This is a genomic window from Dietzia sp. E1 (assembly GCF_014145015.1).
GTDB lineage: Bacteria > Actinomycetota > Actinomycetes > Mycobacteriales > Mycobacteriaceae > Dietzia > Dietzia cinnamea_A.
Genome location: NZ_JAALDU010000225.1, coordinates 1 through 5,619, shown reverse-complemented (window position 1 = coordinate 5,619; position 5,619 = coordinate 1). Strand labels below are relative to the sequence as shown.

The 5,619-nt window shown below is 70.0% G+C and carries 6 protein-coding genes and 1 pseudogene; 1 reads left to right on the top strand and 6 read right to left on the bottom strand.

Features of this window, described 5'->3' with window-relative positions:
* From G6030_RS08590 to G6030_RS16730, 6 genes and pseudogenes are all read right to left on the bottom strand, one after another.
* Nucleotides 1-470, bottom strand: a pseudogene (locus G6030_RS08590) (CpaF family protein); the annotation flags it as partial.
* Complete coding sequence (locus tag G6030_RS08585; RefSeq protein WP_182642846.1) at nucleotides 467-1,699, bottom strand: AAA family ATPase; 1,233 nt, start codon at nucleotides 1,697-1,699, stop codon at nucleotides 467-469. The pseudogene G6030_RS08590 and the gene G6030_RS08585, both read right to left, overlap by 4 nt.
* Nucleotides 1,696-2,469 carry a Flp pilus assembly protein CpaB gene (gene cpaB, locus G6030_RS08580; protein ID WP_182642845.1) on the bottom strand — a complete coding sequence of 258 codons (774 nt, stop codon included), beginning with the start codon at nucleotides 2,467-2,469 and terminating at the stop codon, nucleotides 1,696-1,698. The genes G6030_RS08585 and cpaB overlap by 4 nt, the downstream gene beginning before the upstream one ends.
* Nucleotides 2,470-2,478: 9 nt before the next feature.
* Nucleotides 2,479-3,636 carry a pilus assembly protein TadG-related protein gene (locus tag G6030_RS08575; protein WP_182642844.1) on the bottom strand — a complete coding sequence of 386 codons (1,158 nt, stop codon included), beginning with the start codon at nucleotides 3,634-3,636 and terminating at the stop codon, nucleotides 2,479-2,481.
* Nucleotides 3,624-4,010 carry a TadE/TadG family type IV pilus assembly protein gene (locus G6030_RS08570; protein WP_182642843.1) on the bottom strand — a complete coding sequence of 129 codons (387 nt, stop codon included), beginning with the start codon at nucleotides 4,008-4,010 and terminating at the stop codon, nucleotides 3,624-3,626. The genes G6030_RS08575 and G6030_RS08570 overlap by 13 nt, the downstream gene beginning before the upstream one ends.
* A 100-nt stretch (nucleotides 4,011-4,110) precedes the next feature.
* On the bottom strand, nucleotides 4,111-4,455 hold the full coding sequence (locus G6030_RS16730) for a Flp family type IVb pilin (protein WP_347238614.1): 345 nt from the start codon (nucleotides 4,453-4,455) through the stop codon (nucleotides 4,111-4,113).
* A gap of 309 nt (nucleotides 4,456-4,764) precedes the next feature.
* On the opposite strand from G6030_RS16730, the gene G6030_RS08560 reads away from it, so the two are divergent.
* Nucleotides 4,765-5,475, top strand: coding sequence for a superoxide dismutase family protein (locus G6030_RS08560; RefSeq protein WP_182642842.1), 711 nt, complete (start codon nucleotides 4,765-4,767; stop codon nucleotides 5,473-5,475).
* Nucleotides 5,476-5,619: the final 144 nt, after the last annotated feature.

The window sequence follows — 5,619 nt, the reverse complement described above, 5'->3', positions numbered from 1 at the left end:
CCGTTGACCATGATCTCGGTGATGTCCGGGTCCTCGAGCAGCTTCTCCAGCGGTCCGTGGCCCAGGACGTCGGCCTGGACGTCGGTGATGAGCCGCCTGCGCTGGTCACCGGTGAGCGGGATGGTCTGCTCCTCGACCACCGCGTTCAGCTCGGCACGAACCATGGCGTGGAGCTGGTCCTCGGTGAGCGACGGGTTGTTCAGCCGGGCGCCGATACGCTCGAAGAGGGCCCCGGCTGCCCGCTCCTTGAGGGAGATCAGCGGATCGACGGCGGGTTCGTCGGTGCCGGCCATCGCGCCCGGGCCGGGGTGTGCGGGGCCCGTCTGTGCGGCGGACCTCGTCGTCGTCGTGACCCCGGGCGTCGCCACCTGCCCGGCGGCTCCCGGCGGCGGCGCGGTGAGGACGTCGGCGCCGTCCGGCGCGGTGCCGACGGTGACCCTCGCGGCGCGGAGGCGATCGGACAGACTCATTGCTTGACCCGCTTCCTCTGTAGGCGATGCCGACCGCCGAGGCTGACCGCGGCGCTGGTCTGGGTGGGCCGCATCGGCGCCGGCGTGAACCGGTCGACGAGCTTGCGGAGCTGCTTGGTCATGGGGTCGCGGGTGTCGTTCTGCAGGAGCGGGATGCCCTGGTTGACCGACACCGGTACCGCCCGGCTGCGGGGCAGTACCAGGTCGACGTCGGTGCCGATGGTGGCCTCGACGTCGGCCTTGCTCAGGCCGCTGTGGTTGTCGGCGAAGTTGACGAGCACGTGCCGGCGGTCGAACTCGAGACCCAGGTCGCGCAGGATGTCGATCTCCTTGCGCAGCCCGCGCACGCCCGGCACGTCGAGGGTGGTGAGCAGGATCAACTCGTCGGCCTGGTCGATCGCGGCGAGGGCGTGGTCGTCGAGGCCCGGCGCGGTGTCGACCACCACGTAGCGGAACTCCGAGGCCAACGTCTGCAGCAGCCGCGCCACGTCGGCCGGGGTCACGGCGTCCGCCTCCGCCGGGTTGGCCGGCCCGCACACCGCGTACAGACCGGTGGAATGCTGGGTGAGGAAGGTCTTGAGGACCATCGAGTCCTGCACGGCCGGGCCGCGCGTGACGTCGAGCAGGGTGTGCTGCGGATCCATATTCAGGGCGCTGGCCACGTCGCCGAACTGCACGTCCAGGTCTACGAGCACGGTGGCCAGCGGCGCGGTGCGCGCCAGGCCGACCGCGAGGTTGGTGGCGACGGTCGTCTTGCCGACGCCGCCCTTCGGGGAGACCACGCTGATCACCCGGCCGCGCGCGCTGGCATCGCCGCTGATCGCGGGGTCTCCCGGGACCGGCTGCGCGGCCGCCTGCGCCGCCTGGAGCGCACGCGCCAGGACGTCCGCGAGTTCGGCGACCTCGGCGTCCGGGTGGACGATGTCACGAGCCCCGGCCCTGAGGGCGGCGAGCGCGTGCGTGTCGGGCTGGCCGCTGACCAGGACCACGGCGATGCCGGGACAGTCTGCGTGTAGACGGGACGCCAGGGCGAGCGCCTCCTCGGCCCCGCCGGCGGCGTCCAGGACGATCACCTGCGGCAGGGGCGTTCCGGGACCGAGCTGCTGGAACAGCTGCGACGGCCCGTCCGGGATCGGGTGACCTGGCACGACGGCGATACGGGCGCCGGCCACGTCGGCGACGTGCTGGTGCAGGTCGGAGGAGTCCGAGACCAGAAGCAGGCGGCTCACTGGAACACGTTCCCCGGGTTGACGATGCGCGAGCCGTCGGCGGAGGCGTCGGGGTGGACGATGGACAGCCAGATGCTGCCGTGTTCGGCCGCGAAGACGATGGTCTCCGCGTCGCGGGCGTTGACGGCCAACGTCACCATGGCTCCTCCTTCGTGGACCGGCGCGGCCGCGGGGTCCTGACCGCTGCCCGCGTCGTTTGCCGCCTCCTCCGTCGACGTGGTGTCCGCCGCGGCACTGGGCGCCGGGGTGAGGCCGCCTTGAACGCGGGTGACCAGGATCTTGTCCAGCATCAGGTGCGTCACGGCGACCTCGTCGATCTCGAGGGACGCGAACACGCCGACCAGGTCCCCCGGCGTCACCGTTCCTCCGGCGACCCGGGGCGAGTCCAGCGGGATGGTGATCTGGTGCAGGCCCTCCGGAACCGGGATGCCGCCGAACGGCTCGAGCGACTCGGGGGCGGCGAACCGGGCCGCGAGGAGCTGTTCACCGGGTTGGAGGTCGGTCACGGCCACCAGCCCGCTGAGCTCGGCGAGAGAGCCGGCGGTCCCGGGCACCACGGACGCCGACGGGAGTTGTTCGGTGCGGACCAGGGTCTCGATCTGCTCGGCTGGCGTGCCCTGGGCGATGGGCGCGGCCACCACCAGTACTTCGACGGGATCCATACGGGCCATCGCCCGCTCGTCCGCGTTCGAGACGTAGCTGATGAGGAGGACCGCCCCGAGGAGGGCGAGGATGGCCGCGGCGACGGCGGCGACAACACGACGAGTCATGAGTGCTCGCTAATCCGGTAGAAGGTAGACGGCGGAGGCGCCGAGATTGGGCGCGCCGGCGTCGTAGTCGAAGTTCGGGTCGCGGTCGTGCATCTTGGTGAAGTAACCCTTGAGGCAGTACGCGGAGTTAGAGCAGTTGGAGGCGTTGTGCTCCGCATGCGGGCTGAACTTGTAGCCCGTCACGGTGAACGCGGCGTAGGCGTGCACGCGGTACCAGGCGTTGTTGCCGCTCCCGCCGCTCCCACCGCCGTCATTGCCGCCACCGCCACCGTCGTTACCGCCACCGTCGTCACCGCCGTCGTCGTCGTCATCCCCGCCGCCACCGCCGCCGTTCTCCTCGCACTTCTTCTGGTTTCCGTTGCCCGGCTTATCGCACGGGTCTTTCTTGTTCGCGGGGTTGAAAGTGGTGAGGCCGGCGGAGCGTCGGTTGTTGCTATCCGGCCTCCGGCCGTCATCTCGTCCGAAGATCGGGATGAGGATGGTCTTTCCCACCAGGGCGGCGAACTCTGCATCGCTGCATTTCTGGTTGTTGCCGGTATCGCTGTGGAGGACTCCGCCGATCTGGCTTGTCGCCGAGCAGTTCCCGCCCGGGTCCTGTTTGACCCAGCCGAAGCCGCCGGGAACCGCGAGACCGGAGGATCCGTGGCAGCCGGTGCCTGACTTCTTGGACAGGAAGATGGTCCGCTCTCGGGTGCCCGAGATGACACCGTTGTCGGTCTGCGCCATGAACTCGCACCACGAGAAGACCAGGGGCAGACGCGCGGTTCCGGCGGACGGGGAACCCCAGCCGGCAGTGGCTCGGGCTGCGACATCGGTCGAGTCCACGCCCAGGACGGGAGCGAACCAGTGGTGGCGGACCGCCTCGTTGATCACCGTGACGCGCCCGGTCGAGGGCGTTGGCATCTGTGCCAGACGTGCAGCCGCCGCACCCGTGTTGCTGTTGGCGGTCGCGAAGGTCTGCGCAGTGGTGTGTGGTGAGCCGCAGGCGTCCCGCGAGCAGTCCTGGGCGATGGCCAGTGCTGCCGCGTCGGCGCCCGTCTGGAGCTGCTGACGCTCAGCGTAGGTGGCGGCGATGTCGAGCGAGATCGCCGCGAACCCGATGAGGGGCACCATCAGGACGGCCACGAGTACCGCGACGGCGCCGCGATCGTCGGCTAGCCGAGGCATCGCATTGACCCCTTTCCGGTCAGGGTGATGTCCCCGATCGGCAGGAAGCCCGACAACGGCGTGAACGGGTAGTCGATAGATACCCATGCAGTGCCGGGCACGGCGCCGCCGCTGCAGGTGGAGGGGGTCACGCGGATCATCGTGTTGGTGAGGGGGAGGGGCTGAGCGGAGGCCTTGGCCGTCGAGCGTGCGGCGGAGACGCTGTTCTCGAGCGCCATCACCCGCACCCCGTCGCGTGCCGCGTTCGAGAGCGTCGTCTGCAGGTGGTAGGCCCGCCCGAACTCGATGATGCCCAGGACGAGCAACAGCAGGAGGGGGAGAACGAGCGCGAACTCGACGGCCGTGGCCCCACGCTCACGTGAGGGGGTGAGCATGGCGCTGCCTGAGGGATGAGGAGGGGGAACTGGGACGTGGGGAGGGAAGTGAGTGGACCCGACGCGGCGCGAGCTGGGCGGCCGCGTCGGGCTGAGCGACTTAGCCGCCAGTGGGGGCGTTAGCCTCAGTGGCGGCAGTGCCAACCTTCGTGCCCACGCCGGTGAAGAGCGATTCGAGGTTATCGCCGAGGATGATGACTACCGCAATGATTGCGACCGCGATGAGGCCGACCATCAGCCCGTACTCGACGGCGGTCGCGCCGCGGTCCTTGCGGTTGTCGAGGCGGTCGGAGAAGAAGGCCTGGAGAGTGACGAGAGCGTAGTACGCCTGGCTCATGATGAACCCTTTCAGGTGGGGGATAGAGCCCGTGGGCTCGAGGGGGAGGGAGGCTCGCCGCTTTATGTGGACGAGCTGAGGGGAGTATGTCAAGGCGCCCTGGGTCACACAAGCGTTTCGTGAAGTTTCCATCACCAACATGGCGCTGTTGGTGTTTGTGAGACTCTCGAATCGGCCGACGTCTCGCTTGTTCGGCGAAAGTCGCAGGTCAAATGCCGCTTTACTTTTGACTGATGCGGCAACGGATAACTGGGCGATCGACTTGCTGAGGGAGCTGCCACTGCCCAATTCCTGTATCGGCATCAACAAGGTTTTGCTCATCAACCTCCACTGCGCGAGGGCGCCCGCTCGGGGCGGTTGCGGCTCGTCCCGGCGCCGGTACGGTGACGGCCACGACGCCGTCCGAGGAGGTTCCCGATGTCCGCACGCACCATGCCCCTCACCGCCCGCCGAGCTCGCGGAGCCTCGGCGTTCGTGGCTCTCGGCGCAGCCGCGCTCCTGGTCGCTTCGTGCGGAACCGGAGAGGACTCGCCCGCCGCGCAGGGGGAGGTCGAACCCCAGACCGCGACGCTGACGGTGACGGAGACGGCCGGCGGCGAGGGCGGCGGCGCCACCGCCGGAGAGGTCTTCGCGACCGCCGAGCTCGTGAACCCGGAGGGCGACGCGCTGGGCACGGCCGAATTCGCGGAGACCGACGGCGGCACGGTCATCACGGTCGAGGCCTCGTCACTGCCCGCGGGCTTCCACGGGCTGCACATCCACACGACCGGCCAGTGCGAACCGGACAGCGCCAACCCCAACGACCCCGAGGAGCGGGGTGCGTTCCTGTCCGCGGGCGGCCACCTCGCGGGGCCGGACGGCGAGGCGGGCCACCCCGAGCACGCCGGCGACCTGCCGCCCCTCTTCGTCACCGAGGACGGCTCCGCTCGCATCGTCACGCTGACCGACCGAGTGGACCGCGACCTTCTCCTCGACGACGACGGCTCGGCCGTCATGGTCCACGAGAACTCAGACAACCTCGCCAACATCCCCGAGCGCTACGCCGCCGAGGGCGCGGACGAGGAGACCCGCAACGCCGGCGACGGCGGCAGCCGCATCGCGTGCGGAGTGATCACCGAGCAGAGCTGACGGACGCGATCGCCCCGGGCCGGGCGGTGCCGCGACACGGGCCGGGCGGCGACCGCGGCGCGACTACCAGACCCCGGCTGATCAGCCCCCGAGCACCGACGTGCGCGCGGCCCAGTAGGCGGCACCGAGCACCGCGCCGATGAC